Below are 1,914 nucleotides of genomic sequence, written 5' to 3'. Positions count from 1 at the left end.
GAACGCGGCGGCGATGACCTGCTCGGGTGTTTGGACCAGGGAAGCGGTGAGCCACTTGCGGTGGGCTTTCGGCCCGGTGAAGTTCCCCGTGACCTTGGACACTCGATCTCTATGCCACGAGGCCGTGTTGGTGCCGTTGCCGGGTCTCGGCTGGGGTGAGGTAGCCGAAGACTTTGTGCTTGCGCAGGCGGCGGCGGTTATAGAACGTCTCGATGAAGGCGAAGACCTCGGCGCGGGCAGTGGCCCGGTCGGGCCAGATACGAGTGCCGATCTCTTCTTTGAGCAGGGCCCAGAAACTCTCCGCGGCAGCGTTATCGAAGCATGATCCGGTGCGACCGCAACTTTGCCGGAGGCCCAACTCTCCTATCTCGCGCCGGAATTGGCCGGACGTGTATTCGGCGAGTTCAACCAGTCGTTGCAACACCGGGCTGTTGCAGCGAGCGTAGCTGCTCTTCGAAGACCTCGGCGGGTGTCCGCCAGCCGAGGGTCTTGCGGGGCCTGTTGTTGATCGCCATGGCGACGGCTCCGAGGTCTGCGGAAGACCACCGGGAGAGATCGGTGCCCTTCGGGAAGTACTGACGCAGCAGCCCGTTCGTGTTCTCGTTCGTCGGTCGTTGCCAGGGCGAGTGAGGATCGGCGAAGAACACCTTCGTCCCGGTTTCGAGGGCGAACTGGGCGTGGCCGGAGAGTTCCTTTCCGCGGTCCCAGGTGAGGGTTTTGCGTAGCTGCTCGGGCAACTGCGTCATCGAGGCGGTGAGCGCTGTGTTCATCGCGATCGCGCCATAGCCCCCGAGCGAGGTGCCGTTCTTCACGGGCGGATTCTCACCCCAGCCCTCGAGCCGGGGCAGGTGCACCAGGAGCGTGGAGCGGCTGCTGCGCTCGACCAGCGTGCCGATCGCGGAGCGACCCGTCCCGATGATCAAATCGCCTTCCCAGTGTCCGGGGACCGCGCGGTCTGCGGCCTCGGCGGGGCGTTCACTGAGGACGACGTCCGCGGTGACATGCCCCTGGGGCTTGTTCTGCGACCGTGCACGGGGAGTCCTCAGCGCCCGGCCGGTACGCAGACACGTGACCAGCTCCCGCTTGAGCGCGCCACGGCCCTCGATGAACAGCGCCTGGTAGATGGCTTCGTGGCTGATGCGCATGGACTCATCATCGGGGAAGTCGACAGGGAGACGGTGCGAGATCTGCTCCGGGCTCCATGCCGTCGCCCATCGTCTGTCCTGCCGGTGCGGCTTGTTCAGCCCCTTCCACGCGGGCGTCCTGGGTCCGGGGACGATCGTGTTGTCGGGGCGGCGGACGCTGCCGGCGAGCCGGTCCTGCACGTACTCACGCAACCTGTCGTTGCCTGTGAGCTTCGCGGTCTTCGGGCGCTTGGCGGCCTGCTGTGCTTTCCACTGGGCGACCGTCGCGCGGTACTCCTGCTTGCCGCTGCGCGTGGCGGCGTTGCGGCGCAGTTCGCGAGAGACCGTTCCGGGGTCACGCCCCAGGGCGCGGGCGATCTCGCGCACGCCCTTGTCCATCGCCCTGAGGATCGCGATCTCCTCGCGCTCCTCGAACGCGAGGTACCGGCCCGTGGGCTCGGCCAACGAGATCGGAGGCATGCCGCCAGCGTGACGAAACCACCTCGCACCCACCGGCCACGACACGCCGACCGCCAACGACGCCTCCACCGTCGTGACCCCCGTGGCGATCAGCCGCCAGAACTGGCGCTGCACGACTCGAGACGGATCAGGCCGCCCCGGCGAACGCATCGCCGGCCGCAACGCACGATCAGCGCGCCACTGCCGACGCCGACCCTCCGGTCGCGGGTGGCCAGGTCGAGCCAGCAGGCGACGTAGAGCCAGCCCTCGGCGGTGGGCAGGCAGGTGATGTCGCCGACCAGCTTGATGCCGGGGCGGTCGGCATGAAAGT

General features: G+C 67.6%; 2 protein-coding genes and 1 pseudogene. All 3 read right to left on the bottom strand.

Features of this window, described 5'->3' with window-relative positions; translation table 11 throughout:
• Positions 1-109: 109 nt before the first annotated feature.
• Positions 110-424 carry an integrase core domain-containing protein gene (locus tag O3Q52_RS52555; protein WP_269655464.1) on the bottom strand — a complete coding sequence of 105 codons (315 nt, stop codon included), beginning with the start codon at positions 422-424 and terminating at the stop codon, positions 110-112.
• On the bottom strand, positions 405-1,604 hold the full coding sequence (locus O3Q52_RS52550; protein WP_269655463.1) for an IS30 family transposase: 1,200 nt from the start codon (positions 1,602-1,604) through the stop codon (positions 405-407). The genes O3Q52_RS52555 and O3Q52_RS52550 overlap by 20 nt, the downstream gene beginning before the upstream one ends.
• A gap of 89 nt (positions 1,605-1,693) precedes the next feature.
• Positions 1,694-1,914 (bottom strand): annotated as a pseudogene (locus O3Q52_RS52545) (hypothetical protein); the annotation flags it as partial.

The organism is Streptomyces sp. ActVer (assembly GCF_027270795.1).
Lineage (GTDB): Bacteria > Actinomycetota > Actinomycetes > Streptomycetales > Streptomycetaceae > Streptomyces > Streptomyces umbrinus_A.
Note: the sequence above shows the minus strand (reverse complement) of the source record. Positions and strands in the feature narration are given on the sequence as shown.